14 protein-coding genes are annotated in these 15794 nt (G+C 48.4%); 5 read left to right on the plus strand and 9 right to left on the minus strand.

Annotated elements, in window-relative coordinates; genetic code table 11:
- Nucleotides 1–235: 235 nt before the first annotated feature.
- On the minus strand, nucleotides 236–952 hold the full coding sequence (locus RIF36_RS22625; protein ID WP_350118951.1) for a class I SAM-dependent methyltransferase: 717 nt from the start codon (nucleotides 950–952) through the stop codon (nucleotides 236–238).
- Between the two features lie 18 nt (nucleotides 953–970).
- Entirely contained in the window at nucleotides 971–2311 is a 1341-nt protein-coding gene (locus tag RIF36_RS22630; protein WP_350118954.1) for a S41 family peptidase, read from the minus strand.
- A gap of 206 nt (nucleotides 2312–2517) precedes the next feature.
- Between RIF36_RS22630 and RIF36_RS22635 the strand changes: the two genes are divergently transcribed.
- Nucleotides 2518–3339: an ion transporter gene (locus RIF36_RS22635; RefSeq protein ID WP_350118956.1), complete on the plus strand. Its 822-nt coding sequence runs from the start codon at nucleotides 2518–2520 to the stop codon at nucleotides 3337–3339.
- A 4-nt stretch (nucleotides 3340–3343) separates the two neighbouring features.
- Here RIF36_RS22635 and RIF36_RS22640 read toward each other — a convergent pair whose 3' ends face one another.
- The 6 genes from RIF36_RS22640 to RIF36_RS22665 all read right to left on the minus strand — a co-directional run bounded on the left by RIF36_RS22640 (nucleotide 3344) and on the right by RIF36_RS22665 (nucleotide 8972).
- The gene (locus RIF36_RS22640; protein ID WP_350118959.1) at nucleotides 3344–4033 is read right to left on the minus strand and encodes a DUF2461 domain-containing protein; all 690 of its coding nucleotides are present in this window, start codon (nucleotides 4031–4033) and stop codon (nucleotides 3344–3346) included.
- Nucleotides 4034–4206: 173 nt separating this feature from the next.
- Nucleotides 4207–4737 (minus strand): REP-associated tyrosine transposase, encoded by a 531-nt coding sequence (locus tag RIF36_RS22645; protein ID WP_350118962.1) that lies wholly within the window; start codon nucleotides 4735–4737, stop codon nucleotides 4207–4209.
- Between the two features lie 136 nt (nucleotides 4738–4873).
- Entirely contained in the window at nucleotides 4874–5977 is a 1104-nt protein-coding gene (locus tag RIF36_RS22650) for a Gfo/Idh/MocA family protein (protein WP_350118965.1), read from the minus strand.
- A 48-nt stretch (nucleotides 5978–6025) separates the two neighbouring features.
- Complete coding sequence (gene bcp, locus RIF36_RS22655) at nucleotides 6026–6475, minus strand: thioredoxin-dependent thiol peroxidase (protein ID WP_350087895.1); 450 nt, start codon at nucleotides 6473–6475, stop codon at nucleotides 6026–6028.
- A gap of 6 nt (nucleotides 6476–6481) precedes the next feature.
- The gene (locus tag RIF36_RS22660) at nucleotides 6482–8374 is read right to left on the minus strand and encodes a M23 family metallopeptidase (protein ID WP_350118968.1); all 1893 of its coding nucleotides are present in this window, start codon (nucleotides 8372–8374) and stop codon (nucleotides 6482–6484) included.
- The gene (locus tag RIF36_RS22665; protein ID WP_350087889.1) at nucleotides 8361–8972 is read right to left on the minus strand and encodes a fumarylacetoacetate hydrolase family protein; all 612 of its coding nucleotides are present in this window, start codon (nucleotides 8970–8972) and stop codon (nucleotides 8361–8363) included. Before RIF36_RS22665 ends, RIF36_RS22660 begins: the two co-directional genes overlap by 14 nt.
- 132 nt (nucleotides 8973–9104) lie before the next feature.
- On the opposite strand from RIF36_RS22665, the gene RIF36_RS22670 reads away from it, so the two are divergent.
- Nucleotides 9105–9908 (plus strand): M48 family metallopeptidase, encoded by an 804-nt coding sequence (locus RIF36_RS22670; protein ID WP_350118970.1) that lies wholly within the window; start codon nucleotides 9105–9107, stop codon nucleotides 9906–9908.
- A gap of 74 nt (nucleotides 9909–9982) precedes the next feature.
- On the opposite strand, the gene RIF36_RS22675 is transcribed toward RIF36_RS22670, so the two are convergent.
- Nucleotides 9983–12346 carry an ABC transporter permease gene (locus tag RIF36_RS22675; RefSeq protein ID WP_350118973.1) on the minus strand — a complete coding sequence of 788 codons (2364 nt, stop codon included), beginning with the start codon at nucleotides 12344–12346 and terminating at the stop codon, nucleotides 9983–9985.
- A gap of 141 nt (nucleotides 12347–12487) precedes the next feature.
- Here RIF36_RS22675 and RIF36_RS22680 point away from each other — a divergent pair, with 141 nt between their 5' ends.
- The 3 genes from RIF36_RS22680 to RIF36_RS22690 all read left to right on the plus strand — a co-directional run bounded on the left by RIF36_RS22680 (nucleotide 12488) and on the right by RIF36_RS22690 (nucleotide 15784).
- Nucleotides 12488–13702 (plus strand): hypothetical protein, encoded by a 1215-nt coding sequence (locus tag RIF36_RS22680; protein WP_350118976.1) that lies wholly within the window; start codon nucleotides 12488–12490, stop codon nucleotides 13700–13702.
- A gap of 101 nt (nucleotides 13703–13803) precedes the next feature.
- Complete coding sequence (locus RIF36_RS22685) at nucleotides 13804–14736, plus strand: ABC transporter ATP-binding protein (RefSeq protein ID WP_350118979.1); 933 nt, start codon at nucleotides 13804–13806, stop codon at nucleotides 14734–14736.
- Between the two features lie 4 nt (nucleotides 14737–14740).
- Nucleotides 14741–15784, plus strand: coding sequence for an ABC transporter permease (locus RIF36_RS22690; RefSeq protein WP_350087874.1), 1044 nt, complete (start codon nucleotides 14741–14743; stop codon nucleotides 15782–15784).
- The last annotated feature ends 10 nt before the right edge of the window (nucleotides 15785–15794 follow it).

A 15794-nucleotide genomic window follows, 5' to 3' on the forward strand; every position in this document is an offset into this window, starting at 1 on the left:
CCTTTTCAGGACTTTGATGTATGCGAGCCCTGAAAGGACGTAATAAACCCAGGATGGTGGTGAATCCACATCCTGATGAAGGAGGCAAAAGTCAGCCGCCGGGAATAAAGAGAAGTCCGAGAGGGAAGACTACAAAAGTTTTGCAGTGGCACAGGCATCCGAGCCCAGGCGAGACTAATTTGACACTCAGCTGTCTCCGTTCTTCCAAACTTTTGTAGTCTGTTGGAACCCAAACTTACTTTTTGCTGACTATGTAGTTCGTTGCATATAACCTGGCATCAATTGAGTGCGTGTTGGCGTGATTGCTCAGCTCTTTCACAAGCAAAACAAATGGCTCGGAACTAGCATACCTTTCAGCAAAATATTCATAAAAGCTTCTTGCCGACAACAGCAAATGTCCAAGCTCCTCAGTGCTCACCGTAAGCTGGTAGTCACTGACAAAAGAGTTGGTTTCTCTCAAACCATTCATTTCGAGGCCGGAAAAGTTGGTCCGGTGATCATAGTCAACCGCTTCCACAGGTAGATCAAACCCAAAAGGTAGCTGCTGAAAGAGCACCTCAAAGTCGTAAGCTATTATCGTCGCTTTTGGTTGGCACACCCTTACCACCTCGTCGAGCATCCCTAGCGACCTGGCATAAAACAACGAGCCCGCAAAGGTGATGATGTCGAACGAGCTATCGGTAAAAGGCAGCTTTTTGCCATCAAAATGTACATAACTCACGCTGGGGTAGTCGATGGCCTGCATCAACATTTCTTTGTTGGGTTCAACTCCTGTCACTTTTTCACAAAAGTCGGCCAAGGCGATGCTCGATTGCCCTGTGCCGCTCCCGATGTCAAGCCCATTGCCATAAACTGCCCCAGGTTTCAGGCACTTTGCAAGGATCAGCTGATGCAGAGGTGGGCGGTAGGCATTGCAATGGTGGGCGATGTCGGCGTTGTAATCCTCAGTCATTTTGATCGCTGCTATCCGTTACTTGATGAGGCCAAGGGCTACCTCCATCTCAAGATCCTTTTCGTTCATCAAATCTTCTATTGTGTAACTCACTTCGTGGTCGGGCAGCAGCCCCCTGTTGCTGGTCTTTTGGCTGGAAGAGGGCGGGAAGGCCAAATGATATCTCGGAATGCCAATTCGGATGCCTGAATTTGGAAGAACGATGCTTTGGGTTGAGCCCGCAGCAAACCCCTCGTACCGGGTGCCCGTTTCCTCTCCAATAACCGTTGCATTTCCGTACTCTTTCAAATACCTGGCAATTTCCGCTCCGGCAGAGTAGGTTCGCCCATTCACCAGCGCATAGATATTTCCTTTGAAGGCAAGCTTATCGATTTTTGGTAATGAATAATCCTTCTTTTTGCCTTTCCACGATTCTGTAGTTTTGAAAAGTTCCTTCCCCGCTTCTTTCATAATAAAGGGAATCAGGTCGTCAGCAAATTCATTTCTGCCGCCTGTGTTGTCCCGGAGGTCTACGATCAGGCTGGAGACCTGGGAAGTCTTTAGTTGCTCAAATATTTCCTCGTATAGCTTACCTGCCTCAAGGTCATATTTTTCAACAAGGGATCGGGTAAAGTCCTTGAGCGTCAAAACTGCCACATCGTCTTTTATCTCAAACTCATAAACCTGTTTTACATCAGGTTCTTCTTCTGGCGCAGCAGACTTTCGTTGCTGGTAGTTGGCCATCCACCCCTCCCTGGTCAATGCCTCGATGGTTGCAGTGCTGCGTTGTCCTTGCCTTTCATACTCGAAAGCAAAGCTTTCCGGCTGCTCAACATAGAGGTAATACATCCAGGGAAAGCCTATGGTTAGGTTTTTTAGCTGATAAGTCTCTATGTGGCCGTCGGAGGGGATGCAGGGCAGTATGCTTGCGATGATATCAGCTGAGGGTCGTCCATTGATCGACAGTATCTCATCTCCCCGCTGGAGTTCTTCGCTGTTGGCGCTGTTGATCCAAACAAAAATACTGTCACCAATGATTTTGACGGACAGCGGCATGTACTTGTAGGTGTTGTCCACAAACCCTTTGTGTGCCACGTCGTTCCAGTCGCCAAGGTTAAAGTGTCCTTCGTTTGCCAGAGATGCGATTTTGGAAACCAGACTGAAATAAGCCAGGACAGACATGTCGTTTACTACCGAACTTACAATGGCATCCGCCTTTTCCTTAAAGTCCGGGTTGTAGAGATAAAGTGCCGGTTCAAATTCTTCGGTTTTGCTGATAAGAAATTGCAAGTCTTCCTTCACCTGACTATCCGTGTATGTCTGGGCAACGCTGGCTGAAGTCAACAACGTCAGTATGAAAATGGGCACTATTTTTTGCATGCGTAAATTGTTTAAAGTGGACAACCCTTAGGCCATGAAATGCCACAGTTTGCGACAACTCCGAATAGCTTTACGATGTATACAATTGGTTAGACTGAGGAACAGGTTCTTCAGTTACAACCATTAATAGGAGAGTTGAATAAACAACTTATTTCTTAAAAGTTGCTAGCTTCACATTACTAGTTCCTGGCATTATCTTCTTTATTATGCAATCGACCAAACAAAAACTCCACAGGATCATATTCGGGGTAGACACACCCGCTGGCAGGGGTTTCGACATAGCGCTCCTTATCCTCATTGTGGCCAGCATCACCATACTTATGCTGGAGAGTGTAAGTGAGATCAATCGGGAGTGGGCTGCATTTTTCTACAAACTTGATTGGATCATCACGGGACTGTTTACAATTGAGTACGGCCTTCGGCTGTGGACCTCAGACAAGAAGACCGCCTACGTCTTTAGCTTTTTCGGCATGATCGATTTGCTTTCCATTTTACCAACTTACCTCAGCATATTTTTTGTTGGCAGCCACGCACTGGCCATTATCAGGGTGCTCAGGCTGTTGCGGGTATTTCGGGTGCTGAAGCTGGTGCAGTTTATGGGTGAGGCCAGCAAGCTGGGTGAGGCAGTGAAATCAAGCTCGAAGAAAATCATCGTTTTTCTCTTCTTCGTGGTCATCGTCAGCGTTTTTGTGGGCACATTGATGTATATCATCGAAGGCCGGGAGCACGGATTTACCAGCATACCCCGAAGTATCTACTGGGCCATTGTAACGCTCTCCACTGTTGGCTATGGCGATATTGCCCCCCAAACTACCCTGGGGCAGTTTCTAGCGACCATACTAATGGTAACTGGTTATGGCCTGATTGCTGTGCCTACCGGACTAGTGACCGTGGAGCTTGCCAAAGGAAGCACCAATGCCCTGAATACTTCTGGGCATACCAGCAGGCAATGCCAGCATTGCGGCAATACTGATCACATCAAGAAGGCGAAGTACTGCTGTGTTTGCGGAAACGAACTGGAAAAGTGATCCGCTATGGCAGCGGCACCCCATTCCGGTCTGTAGTCAGCACTTCACTCATATGGTCGAGCCAGGGTCTTATCGCTTTGAAAACCCGGCTTACTTCCTGGAGAAAGTTTTCTGATAGCACCTCTTCGTCCGTAAAGGTGTGGCGGAAGATGAAGGACTTGTGTCGCAGCAATTCAATGGCAGGGTGGTCGACGGAATAGCCTCTTGGTGCAGTGGCGACGGTATTTCCCTGCATATCGCCATAAGCGCTTTTTATGGCTTTCGAACCTAAAATCTTCTGCCAGCCCTCATAGTCGTCCTCTATGTCGAAGCGAATGCGCTTCAGGTCTTCAGGATTGGGGTTAAAGAATCCGCAGGCGAGGAAACAGTTGGCCGGCTTGAGGTTGAGGTAATAGCCGCCCCGCCGTTCTTTGGTCGCCCGCCGGAACGACATGGCAAAGCGGGCATTGTAGGGCGACTTGTCTTTACTGAAACGCACGTCGTTGTAAATGCGGAACAGCGCCTTCTTTCCTGACGGCGTTTCGATCAGGTCGTGCCTGTTCATTTCAGCCAGCAGCGCATCGGCGAAGCCCACCATATTCTCAAGCGATGCCTGATACCGGCCTTTGTGCTGGGCAAACCAGTCCCGGTTGTTGTTGGCAGAGAGATCAGTGAGAAACTGGAAGGTAGACGGTTGGATGGTTGATTGGCTCATTGTGGTTTAAAAAAGAACAAAACAGGTAGGTGCGGGGAATAGTTTTCGGTTGCTCTTTTCTTTGTCGCTCCGGCTTCGCCGAGTGACTTACCTTTTATCTCGCTCCGGCTTTGCCGAGTGACATGTCTCTATTTTTCTTTTAAAAACGCCGCTGTTAAAGGCCTCTGGCCGCATCACAACTCGCTCACCTTTAACGGTGACAACGGACAAGCACTGCTATAATACCACGCTTCAGGCTCAATCACATACCCGGCAGCCACAGGGTTTCTATGGATATAGTCTATTTTCTGATCAAGGATAGCCGGATAGCTTAGCTCAACAGGAAAATTGGTTTTTTGCCAAAACATATAATTGGTATTCTGCTTATATCGTTTGGCATACGCCTGAAATATTTCGATCATCCATTCCTTTCTGCTTTCTCCTGGTTCATTTTTGACCTGCTTAATGATCTCTTTTGAAGTAAAGCTTTTAAAATCTCTGACGATGTGGTTGAGGTCACTTTTCAGGCTTCTTGCAACCATATGAAGATGACTTGGCATGATTACGTAAGCAAAAATTTCCAAGCCTTTGTTCTGTGTGCAAAACGTCAGGCTCTCAATAATCTTATCACAATATCTTTGACGGGTAAACACATCTATCCAGCCAACCACGGGAATACTCAGAAAATAAGGGTGATCAGTGGTGGCTTTTCGTAGTTCAGACATGACAATGAAAATAGCCGCAATTTTTAAAATGTCATAGCAATTAAATGCTTAACATGATTGTGGTAGCGCTCGACAAAGTTCTGTCACTCGGCAAAGCCGGAGCGACAAAACTTTGCCTAGCCTCTTCACGTGATCATTACCTTTCCAGCACCACCGTTTTCCCCTCCTTCGCCGAGCGGATAGCAGCGTCAAGTATCTCTACCACCACCATGTTGTTGTCCAGCGACGAAAGCCGACCCTGCACGGTGTCGTTGAGCTTAGTCTCACCCCTGATGACAGCCGTAAGAAAGTCGAACGGATCATTAAACGGTGTTTTCATGGGCTCCAGCGTCATGGACTGCTCGGGGTCTGATTGCTTTGCACGCAGGCTCATGCGGGTGCCATCTACCGTTTTGATATAGGCGTTGGTACCAAACACCTCCATGTCTTTGCGGCTAAACGTCCAGTTCCACGACGCCTGAATGACGCCCTGGGTGCCGGGGTACTTCACCAGTATGGTCGCCTCGTCGTCTACTTTGGGGTAGATGTCGGGCTTGTTGGTTTGGGTGACTGCCGTTACCGACAGCGGCCTTTCGTTGCTCATCAGGTGGGTGAGGAGGTTGGCTCCGTAGCAGCCGAAGTCGATCAAAGCACCGGCTCCGTTGAGCTTGGGGTCGGTGAGCCAGTCGAGGAATTCTTTGCCCACGCCAATCTCTTTAGGGCCCTGGTGCCCGTCGTTCACCATCACTTTGCGCAGGGTGCCCAGGTCGCCTGCCGCTGCTTTGGTGAGGGTCTCCTGCGTGGTGGCGTACCAGGTGGTTTCGTAGTTGGTTACCAGAAAAATCTTGTGTTTGTCGGCCAGCGCCTTCATCCGCTTCGCATGGTCGTAGCTCATGGCCAGGGGCTTTTCCACCATCACGTGGATGCCTTTGGGAGCGCACTTCTCCACCACTTCCATGTGGCCGTAAATGTCGTTGAAGGCAGTGACTGCCTCGGGCTTGGTTTTGGCAAGCATTTCGTCGAGGGTAGGGTACACCAGCGACATGGAGAAGCCATATTGTTTTGAAAGCTTTTCTGCCAATGCCTTATTGGATTCCGCAATGCCCACGATTTCCACGTCGCCCGCTTTGGCCTTATTAAGCACCCAGCCTACGTGGCCATGGATGAGGCCGGCCACCCCGATTTTGAGAGGTTTTTTGGCTGATTGGGAAAACGAAGCTATTGATGAAAGTAGGAAAATGACAATGAGCAGTATTTTCATTTGCTGGATGTTTAGGTGTCCAGCAAAATAGGAAGTTTTAGGGACAAATTACCCCAAAATCTGCTCGGCATGCTCCTTCGACTTCACGTCGTCGATGATGCGTTCAATGATGCCCTTCTCGTCAATGATGAAAGTAGTTCTTAGGACGCCCATGTAGGTTCGGCCAAAGGTGGTCTTCTCCGCCCACAGACCGTAGCTTTCAATGATTTTGTTGTCGGTGTCGGCCAGCAGCGTGAAAGGCAGACTGAATTTCTTGATGAAGTTAGTGTGCTTCTTGGCGGAATCAGGGCTCACGCCCAGCACCTCGTAGCCTTTGGCTTTCAGGGTAGTATAATTGTCCCTAAGATTGCAGGCCTCCACGGTGCAGGTGGGTGTATTGTCTTGCGGGTAGAAGTAGAGTACTATCTTTTTGCCCTTGAAGTCAGATAGCTTTACTGTTTTTCCGTTTTGGTCACTTACCTCGAAGTCTGGTGCTTTGTCGCCTGCTTTTAATGCCATTGGTTGTCAGAGTTTTGTTTTGTACACAGTTTCATTACCGGCGTTGTCGGTCACTACCAAAACAAACTCTCCGTCGAAAGGTTTGCTTGCTTCCAGCTTTTCTGTCCACAATAGTTTTTTCTTGTACTCGTAGTTCAGCAGCACCCATTCGCCATCAATGGTGCCTTTCCAGCTTTTGATCCCCGACAGGTCATCCTGAATGATCAGGCGGCATTCACTTTTGTTGATCACCGCCGGCTTAATGGTAGGGGGCACGGAGTCGGTGGCGACGGTCCATGTGCCCAAGGAAGTGGTGAGAAAGCTGATGCCGTCTTTGTCCCAGGCACCGCCCACATAGCCCAGGTTGCCTTTGGTGCTGTAGGAGTAAACAGCCGACTTTTCTTTGTCGTAGAACTGCACAGGCTTGAGCGTCACCTTTGCCGAACGCCGAAGCGGATCAAGCACATTGTCGATAGCAAACACTTCCCGGCCGTTTTCTATTTGCTTGTCCTTTACTGCCAGATAGAGCGTGTCAAACAGACTGTACCTGTTGAAGGCCACGTCCATATCTTTGTCAAAATAACTGTATTCATGATGAGGCGACACCGTAGCCTTAAAGTCAAATTTTTGCATTGTGCCACACAAATCGACAGAGTCGGGCAGGCCATTTCTCAAATCCCAGAGGTAGAAGTCGTTGGCGCCCACGTGGTAGACCGGCGGAAGTTCATACGCCTGCCCCGCTGAATACAAAAGAACGTTCTGGCGAGCCACACCATTGGGGTTCATCAATTCCATTACGTTGCCGGTTATTTCGTAGCCCTCCCGCCTCAGCTTGCTGAGACTTTTAATTGTGGCATTGCTGCGTTTGCCTTTGTCGCTGAGGGTAGTCTTAAAGTACGAGTAGTTGTTGTAGCTGTCCCAGGTCCTTACTTCAAGCTCGTGGTTGCTGGAGTCTTTGATCTTCAACATACCCTGCCAGTCCTTGGCTTCATAAACCTTCAGCCAGTTGCCGTCGTCTACCCACAGCTTCGTGAACTTCTGCCCGCTGGTCAAATACTCTCCGTAGTTCATATGCACAGCCACATTGCGCATTTCGTCGAAGCTTAGCTTGGTAATGCTTTGGCTGAACATCTTCTTGTCGTCAAGCATCACCTCAATGCACGGGATGCCGTTTTTGCTCCATGTGCCATCAAAACGGTCGTAGGCGTATATTTCCACGCCAATGGTCCCTTCAAAAGTGAGCGGCGTACGCATCACAAAACTTTCACCTTCCTTTGTTACATCAAATTCAAATCTACCAAACTGGCCATTTACTCTCGACTTGATGTCCATGGTAGTAAAAGCCACTTTGCGGATCAGCGGCGGTGCTTCATCAATCAACTCTTTGAAATGGAAACGCATCGGATCCAGGATCTTCTGCTCCTGATCCCTCACCTCGAAGTGCAGGTGCGGGCCAGAGCTGCCGCCTGTGTTGCCCGAGGCGGCAAACACTTCGCCTTTCTTGTAGCTGAATTGGTTGCGAGCCGGGAAAAGCTCCACGTCAAAGCTTTCTTTGGCATACTGCTGTGCCCGTACCCATTCGGCCAGCGGCTTACTGAACGACTTCAGGTGACCGTACACCGTGGTCAATCCATTGGGGTGCGTCATGTACAGGGCATTGCCATAGCCACCGGTGCTTATTTTTACCCTGCTGATGTAGCCATCGGCAGGTGCATACACTGGCAAGCCTTCTATGCCGCTGGTGCGTATATCCAGCCCGGCATGAAAGTGAGTGCCCCTGATTTCGCCCATGGTGCCCGCCAGATAGTTGCGCTCTCCTGGCCGGATGGGAAACATCAGGTAGGCAGAGTCATATCCATATTGGGCTATGGCTGTGTTTGCTGTTAGTAAAAATAGAAGTGCTAACTTATTTAATTTCAAAATCGAGTAGTGCGTCACTTTCCAGGTATCCTTTCAGGTGATCTCCTATTTTGACAGGCCCAACTCCTTTCGGTGTTCCTGTGAAAATAATATCTCCTTTTTTAAGTGTAATGAATTTTGAGATGTAGGCTATAATGGCTTCTATAGTGTTGATCATCAGGCCGGTGTTCCCGACCTGAACTGGTTGACCATTGAGTTCCAGTTTGAAATTAATGTTCTTCATGTCCGCAAACTTTTCCTTCGGAACAAATTTGGAAATTGGAGCTGATCCATTAAATCCCTTGGCAAGCGCCCATGGTAACCCTTTGGCTTTGGCTTTCTGCTGCAAATCCCGTGCCGTGAAGTCGATACCCAGGCCAATGGCGTCGTAATAGGTAGAGGCGAATTTCTCCTCGACACTTTTTCCTTCCTTACAAATTCTGATGATGATCTCCAGCTCGTGGTGGATTTCCTTTGTGTAGTCAGGGAAATAGAACGGCTTGTTGTTCAGCAACAGCGCAGTGTCAGGTTTGGTGAAAATAACCGGCTCATCGGGGGTCTCGTTATTGAGTTCCTTGATGTGCTCTACGTAGTTACGACCGATGCAAAGGATTTTCATAGTAGTGATGTTTGATGCCAAAATATCTGATTAACAGCTATTCCACAACCAATCTTTGACCAGCCGGACTAAAATTTGGTAGATGGCATCTTTTTTGACAAATTCCATGCGTTATACCAAAAAAAGAATTCGATGAAAAGAAGTATTTCATTTATAGTATTGATTTTATCACTTGTTGTCTATAGCTGTTCTACCGTGGCGGTAACGGGCCGAAAGCAGCTTGCGCTGGTGCCTGATTCAGAATTGAACTCCATGAGTTTTACGCAGTACGACCAGGTGCTGAACGAGTCCAAATTGTCTACCAACACTGCTCAGGTGAATCAGGTAAAATCTGTTGGGTTGAAGATTCAAAAAGCAGTGGAGTCGTACATGGCCACCAATGGCCTCAGCGATCAGTTGAAGGGCTATAAATGGGAGTTTAACCTGATTCAGGACGACGAAACCGTCAATGCCTGGTGTATGCCCGGAGGTAAAGTGGCTTTCTACACAGCCATTATGCCGATTTGCAAAACAGACGAAGGTGTAGCCGTGGTAATGGGACATGAAATTGCGCATGCCATTGCCCGCCATGGCAATGAGCGGATGACGCAGGGCTTGATTCAGCAGTTCGGTGGTTTGGCACTTTCCTATGCAGTGAAAGACAAGCCGACGGAAGCACAGCAGCTATTTATGACAGCCTATGGTGCAGGTACCACTGTTGGGGCTATGCTGCCTTTCTCCCGCCTTCAGGAGTCCGAGGCGGACAAGATGGGCCTGATTTTCATGGCGATGGCCGGGTACAACCCCAATGAGGCACCAGCTTTCTGGGAAAGAATGGCTGCCAACAGTGGTGGTGGAGCGCCTCCTGAGTTTTTGTCTACCCACCCTTCGCACGGCACCCGCATTGCCGATCTGAAAGCACAAATACCCGAGGCGATGAAGTATTATAAGAAGTAGAAAGAATTACAGAGCTTCTTGCGCTGAATTAAAGAGGTTACTATCTGCGGTACCGCAGATAGTAACCTCTTTAATTACTCATACCTCAGCGCATCCACCGGATTAGTCCTTGCTGCCCTGATAGAGTGGAAGCCGACCGTAACGATGGCGATAACCAGGGCCAGCAGCATGGCTGCCAGTGGCACCAACACACTGATGTCGACATGAAAGGCAAAGTCGGTGAGCCACTGATCCATCAGGTACCAGGCAAGGGGAGAGCCGATGACCGCCGCTATGATGACCAACAGAGCAAAATCTTTCACAGTGAGTGTGATGATAGACGATGTGGAGGCACCCAGCACTTTTCGTACCCCAATCTCTTTAGTCCGCTGCTGAATGGCAAAAGCCGCCAAACCAAAAAGTCCCAGACAAGAAATGAATATCGATAGCCAGGCAAAGCCTTGGAAGAGCTGGCCGGTACGCTCTTCATTTTCGTAGAATTCCGCCCAGTCAACATCGAGGAAGCGGTACTCGAACGGGTAGGCGGGGGCGTATGTGGTATAAACGCTGTTCAGGGCATCGATGGCAGCCGTATACTGCTGCGGCTTGGCCCGCACAATGATATAGCTGCACCAGTCTTTTTCAAACATCATGAACATAGGCCGGATGACGGAGTGAGACGAGCTGTAGTTGTAGTCCTTCACCACCCCAATGATGTGCCCTTTTCTCTCTCCCCAAACTGTGATGGGCTGATCGACAGCCTCCAAAGGCTCGAAACCCATTTTGCGTGCGGCCGATTCATTGATAATAATGTTGGCCGTATCGGTAGCCATGGTTTTGTCAAAGGTACGCCCGCCGACCAGGGTGAGTCCCATGGTTTCAATGTAGGAACCGTCGATGGCAAAGTTGCTGAACAGAATGCGCTCTTGTGGATCTTTGCCGGGCCAGTCGAGTCCCCAGGTGGAGTTGCCGATGGAAAGGGGCGAAAAACTGCTTTCGCTAACTGAAAGAATGGAGGGGTCTTTCAAAAGTTGATCCTGAATGAGGTCATACTTTTCTGCCATGCTCTCCTGCATTTCCATGTAAATGATCCCTTCCTTGTTGAAGCCGGTGTCCTGGTTTTGAACATACCAAAGCTGTTGGTACACTACAACCGTGCAGAAGATCATGATGATGGAGAGCACGAACTGCGTTGTGACCAGCACTTTTCTGAATCTCACAGCGGCCTTGCCACTCTTCAGCTGGCCTTTCAACACTTTGGCCGGTTCGAAGCGGGCAATGTAAAATGCCGGATAGCTGCCGCCTACAAAGCCTGTGAAAAGGATGGTGCCGGCAAAAAGTAAGACGGTGGCGGTGTTGAACTCAAAAACGAGACTCTTGTCCGAGATCTCATTGAAGAGCGGCATAAGCACAATTACAAGCACTGCCGCCGCCAGACCGCCCAGCGCCGAAAACACAATCGACTCTGTCAGGAATTGGTAAATCAGGTGTTTCCTAAAGGCACCGACCACCTTTCGCAGCGCCACCTCTTTGCTTCGCTTTACCGCCAGGGCAGTAGACAAGTTCATGAAGTTGATACAAGCGATGAGCAAGAGAAAAATGGCAATGATGCCGAATATCTTCACGTATCGGATACGGCCGCCATCCTGCACACCATTTTCAAAGCTGCCGTACAGGTGCATCTTTGTGGCTGGGTAAAGGAAAAGCTCTATGTTGTTTTCGTCGTTCTTTTCATCGAGCAGCCTGTTTATTTTGGTAGAATATACTTCCCAATCCTGCCCGCTTTGCAGCTGCACAAAGGTGGAGACGTTGTTGTTGCCCCATTGGTCGAGCCATTGTTTGTTTTCGTCCATGAACTTGTCGAAGTTGAGGAGGTAAGCAAACCCGCCAAAGTCGCTGTTTTTTGGCCAGTCTTCCACCACGCCAGTCACTTTCATGCTTTCCTTGTTGTTCATGCGAAACACCTGATCCATGGCAGGAGCGTTGCCGAAGTATTTTTTCGCCATGGTTTCGGTCAGCACCACGGCATTTTTATCATTAAAGGCTGTTGAGGCCGACCCCTCGATGAACTTGAAGGTGAACATCTCCATGAAGTCGGCATCTACATAGCGGCCCGACTCGTAGTAGGAAGCTTCCTCGATATTGAAAAGGTTCTCGGTCGGCCAGGTGAGCCTGGAGGCATATTTCACTTCCGGGTAGGTGGCTTTTAGATAAGGGGACAGCGGCCCCGGCGTGGAAGATGTGGTGCCAATTCTATCCGAATAGTGTTGGTTTTCCATCACCCTGAAAATGGAGGACAGGTTCTCGTGGGAGCTGTTGTAGCTCAGCTCGTCGTTGACCCACATCAGAATAAGGATGCTGGAGGCGATGCCCAACGAGAGTCCGAAAATATTGATGGTGCTATAGATTTTGTTGCGCTTGATGGTTCGGAGCGCCACCAGGAAGTAGTTTTTGAACATAGCCTTGGGGTTCTTTTGCCTAGAGTACCTCGTTGAAGGTGAAAGGTTGCAGATGCGTGTGGGTTTTTCCTGTTCCTGAAGGGAGAGTGTTTCCTGAAATCGGATATTTTATTAACTTGAAGTTTGCCGTAATTCAGCTATATGAAAAGGAAGTTATCACTTTGTATTCTTTCTGCTCTTGGTATTTTATGTTTTTCCTGTGAAAAAGAGTCTGAAGGGTTTTCCTTGCTTACTATAATGGTAGAGGAAAATGCGATAAATGAAGGGCAGGAGCAGTGGGTGTATATTTCAGAACCTTCAGGAAAAGTGTTGGATAGCCGCAAATGCAAAAACGGTGAGGTGTTTGAATTGAAGGGGCCTGTGGCCATTGAAGCAATTGATGTGACCCGTTATATACACAATTCAGGTGGCTCACGGTTTTCCTCAGCCTCTAGCTTCCTTGGGATCAATACTGGTCAAACATTGATTATTGGAGCCCAGGACGTATATCAACCAGCAGAGGTTATCGGAACTGCCACCATTACAATCGTCAATTACCATGAATCTATATCTCCAGGCCAGACAATTAAGTTTTCATTTGGTACGTCCGGGCCGCCAATAAGTAGCCATGCCGTTTCCGAAACAAGGCTCTTGGCCACTGTTAATCTCTTCAAAAACCCACAAGAACTACTTATGACGGGATTTAAAGGTGGCCAGAGAGTTTATTTGAAGGTAGCAGCGATGTTACCGGATGAAAACCTAGTGATTGATTTTGATTCGTTTCAGGAGTATGATCAAATAATAGAGATTCCTGCTGAGTTTCACGAGGACGGCAGAACGATAGGGTTCTATGATGACGGGAGAGGTTATCTCCTGAGTGATGGCTATGATTCATTTTTGTATGGCAACGAAACTTCGCTGGGCTACATACAAGGGTATGATTCCTACTCTACCAAGTTCAATGAGTTTTACGGCCCTTCCTTTGTTACCTACCATAAGTTTGGGGAACCTGCGCTCAACGTAGAGCTTCCGTCGTTTACCCTTTCTATAGTTGACAGGACGACTGAGGGATTCAGCTTCGACGCCTCTTTCGATTACACCTATAAAAGCGCTCAATGGCTCTACTCTTCGGCCGACGGACCGACTAATGGCTTGTCCTGGACTGTTTATGGCGATGCAGAAGCTAACGTTAGAATACCAGCTGTTGCCAATATTGTCTACAAGAAAGAATCTGGATTGAAGATTGAAGATTTTTCCATCTATGAGCTCAATTGCACCCAACGTTTGGACGGACTAAGTTATGCTGGCTTTGTCTCCAATACGTTTGAAAATAAGTCATCCGCCGAGTATGAGTACTTTATTTTTGGAAGCCATTAGTTATTTGAGCAAGTTGGGGAACGAGCGACATCTTTTTTGATCCGGTCTTCAGAAAGTCTTCATAAATTGCATGCTGCAATTCTTATTTATTCTTTCTTGTTATGAAGGAAGTTCAAATTGAAGTTTCCGGTGTTGTTAAGCACTTCAAAGAAGTAAAAGCTGTCAACGGCATTGACCTTACTATTTACAAGGGCGAGTTTGTGGCTTTGCTTGGCCCGAATGGTGCTGGCAAGACTACACTAGTTGAGATGATAGAAGGCATTCAAAAGCCTGATGCCGGACAGATCCGGCTCAAAGGAATGACCTGGGTTCAGCACGCCAAACAATTGCACCAGATCATCGGGTTGTCGTTGCAGGAGACCCGCTTCATAGAAAAGCTGCGAGTGAGAGAAACGCTGGAGCTATTTGCCAGCTTTTATGGTTTGGGTAGCGAAAGAGTAGAGGAGGTGCTGGAACTGGTGAACCTTACCGAAAAGCAGAAGGCTTTCACTGATAAACTCTCGGGAGGCCAACGGCAGCGGATGGCATTGGGTATCTCGCTATTAAATGAGCCGGAAATTTTGCTCCTGGATGAGCCTACTACCGGGCTTGATCCCAATGCGAGAAGAGAGCTTTGGGAGATACTGCTGAACCTCAGAAAAAGAAAAGGCACCACGCTGATCCTCACAACACACTACATGGAAGAGGCTGCCTATTTGTGCGATCGAATTGTGATCATGGACCAGGGACGTATTTTGGCCGAAGGTACGTTGAAGCAGCTTCTCTCAAAGCATGTGAAAGGCGAGATCATTGACTTCACTGTTGACAGACCAATGGAGAGAGATGTTTTGCCCGGGCAACAAGCCATTTTAAACTACACATTCGATAAGGATACATTGAGCGGAGAGCTTTTGGTTACCGACATAGTGAAGTTCTTGCCAGACTTCCTGCTGTATGTGCAGCAAGAGAAAATCCGGATCGATTCGCTAGAGTGCCGAAAGATGACTCTCGACGATTTGTTTACTTCCATGACCGGTCGCCACATCAACCAATAATCCAATGAAGCATCCCATAGTATTATTGATTCTCACCAATTTCAGGGAGTTTCTACGCCAGCCAGGTGCTGTTTTTTGGGCCGTTTTTTTTCCTGTGCTGATGGCAGGCGGGTTAGGACTTGCCTTTACCCAAAAGGGGGAATTGAATCAAAAGATCGCTTTTGTTGGCAATGAACAAACTGAGGAAAAAAGCTGGAGCAAGAAGGTTGGCAATGAAACCACGGGCTTTACCAACTATGAGTTCCTGAATGTAGGTTTTGATGAAGGACTGGTATTGCTGAAAAGGGGAACGGTCGGTCTGATCGTGAAAAAGGAAGGGGAGAAGTACAAGTACCATTTTGACCCGCTGAACCCCGAAGCACAGCTGGCTTACATCAACCTGACCGCCGCACTGAACGGAAACGAAACACTGTCAAACGGCGAAGATGTGGTGCCACTGAAGGAGATCGGCAGTAGATACATCGATTTTCTGGTGCCGGGTCTCATGGCCATGGGTGTGATGATGTCGTGCATGTGGGGCATCAGCTATGGCCTGATTGAGAAGAGGTCGAAGATGCTGCTGAGGCGCATGGTGGCAACTCCAATGCGGAAAGCCCACTTCATGACGGCCCTTCTGGTTTCACGAACGGTGATGAGCGCCATTGAGGCGTCGATACTCGTGGTTTTTTCGTGGCTTTTTTTCGATATCCGCATCGAAGGCAGCTTTCTCGCTCTTGTGGTGCTGTTTCTTTCCGGCACCTTAGCTTTTGCCGGCATAGCTGTGCTAACTGCCTCAAGAACAGATAATACCTATGTAGGAAATGGCATCCTCAACGCAGTGGTCATGCCAATGACGATACTTTCTGGTGTTTTCTTTAGCTACCATGGCTTTCCCGACTGGGCTGTGAGTGTTATCCGCTTGTTTCCACTGACGATTTTTGCCGACACGGCCAGGGCCATCTTTATAGAAGGGGCAGGGTGGAGTCAGGTGATGTTGCCGGTAGGTGTGCTGGCAGGATTGGGTATGATTTGCATGTCAGTCGGCATGAAGGTGTTTAAATGGTATTAGGTAGCCCGGT

It is taken from the genome of Imperialibacter sp. (assembly GCF_040222815.1).
Classification (GTDB): domain Bacteria; phylum Bacteroidota; class Bacteroidia; order Cytophagales; family Cyclobacteriaceae; genus Imperialibacter.

Coding starts and splice junctions, on each gene's coding strand:
- RIF36_RS22625 (WP_350118951.1), bottom strand. CDS start 952: ATGACTGAGGATTACAACGCCGACATCGCCCACCATTGCAATGCCTAC.
- RIF36_RS22630 (WP_350118954.1), bottom strand. CDS start 2,311: ATGCAAAAAATAGTGCCCATTTTCATACTGACGTTGTTGACTTCAGCC.
- RIF36_RS22635 (WP_350118956.1), top strand. CDS start 2,518: ATGCAATCGACCAAACAAAAACTCCACAGGATCATATTCGGGGTAGAC.
- RIF36_RS22640 (WP_350118959.1), bottom strand. CDS start 4,033: ATGAGCCAATCAACCATCCAACCGTCTACCTTCCAGTTTCTCACTGAT.
- RIF36_RS22645 (WP_350118962.1), bottom strand. CDS start 4,737: ATGTCTGAACTACGAAAAGCCACCACTGATCACCCTTATTTTCTGAGT.
- RIF36_RS22650 (WP_350118965.1), bottom strand. CDS start 5,977: ATGAAAATACTGCTCATTGTCATTTTCCTACTTTCATCAATAGCTTCG.
- bcp (WP_350087895.1), bottom strand. CDS start 6,475: ATGGCATTAAAAGCAGGCGACAAAGCACCAGACTTCGAGGTAAGTGAC.
- RIF36_RS22665 (WP_350087889.1), bottom strand. CDS start 8,972: ATGAAAATCCTTTGCATCGGTCGTAACTACGTAGAGCACATCAAGGAA.
- RIF36_RS22670 (WP_350118970.1), top strand. CDS start 9,105: ATGAAAAGAAGTATTTCATTTATAGTATTGATTTTATCACTTGTTGTC.
- RIF36_RS22675 (WP_350118973.1), bottom strand. CDS start 12,346: ATGTTCAAAAACTACTTCCTGGTGGCGCTCCGAACCATCAAGCGCAAC.
- RIF36_RS22680 (WP_350118976.1), top strand. CDS start 12,488: ATGAAAAGGAAGTTATCACTTTGTATTCTTTCTGCTCTTGGTATTTTA.
- RIF36_RS22685 (WP_350118979.1), top strand. CDS start 13,804: ATGAAGGAAGTTCAAATTGAAGTTTCCGGTGTTGTTAAGCACTTCAAA.
- RIF36_RS22690 (WP_350087874.1), top strand. CDS start 14,741: ATGAAGCATCCCATAGTATTATTGATTCTCACCAATTTCAGGGAGTTT.